Raw genomic sequence first — 717 nt, forward strand, 5'->3', positions numbered from 1 at the left:
ACCTTCAACTACCTGGGGCAGTTCGACCAGCAATTCGATGGCGATTCTGTGCTGCGCCCTGCCAGTGAATCGGCAGGTCATAGCCAGCCGCAGAATGCCCCGCTGGGCAACTGGCTGGTGATCAATGGTCGCATCCTGGGCGGGCGTCTGGAGTTGGAGCTGACCTACAGCGAGGCCATGTTCCCGGACGAGGCGATCGATGCCCTGGTTCAGGGACTGGAGGATTCGCTGCACGAGCTGCTGGCCCATGTGCGCATCGCCATGCCGCGTCTGTCGCCGAGCGACGTGCCGTTGGCTGGCCTGGACCAGGCGACGCTGGACAGTCTCGATCTACCCGTGAGTGATCTGGACGATCTATATCCGTTGTCGCCCATGCAGCAGGGACTGTTGTTCCATGCGCTCGACATGCCGGGCTCCGGTCTTTACGTCAATCAGTTGCGGGTCGACCTGGAGGGGCTGGATGCACCGCGTTTCATCGCCGCGTGGCGGCAGGTTGTGGCGCGTCATGCCGTGCTGCGCAGCGGCTTCGTGCTCACCGAAGCGGGTGTGCCGTTGCAGTTCGTGCTGCGTCATGCCGAGCTACCCGTACGTGAACACGACTGGCGCACGCAGGCCGCCGAGCCCGAAGCACTGGATGCGCTGGCCGCGGCCGAGCGTGCCGAAGGCTTCGACCTCGCTATGCCGCCGCTGCAGCGTCTGACTCTGGTGCGCTTGGGT

At 64.6% G+C, this 717-nt stretch carries 1 protein-coding gene; it reads left to right on the plus strand.

Annotation, left to right across the window (positions count from 1 at the left end; genetic code table 11):
* On the plus strand, positions 1 to 717 hold a 717-nt coding region (locus tag J0A65_RS24805; RefSeq protein WP_206596900.1), incomplete at both ends, for a condensation domain-containing protein.

This window comes from Bowmanella yangjiangensis (assembly GCF_017255015.1).
Lineage (GTDB): Bacteria > Pseudomonadota > Gammaproteobacteria > Enterobacterales > Alteromonadaceae > Bowmanella > Bowmanella yangjiangensis.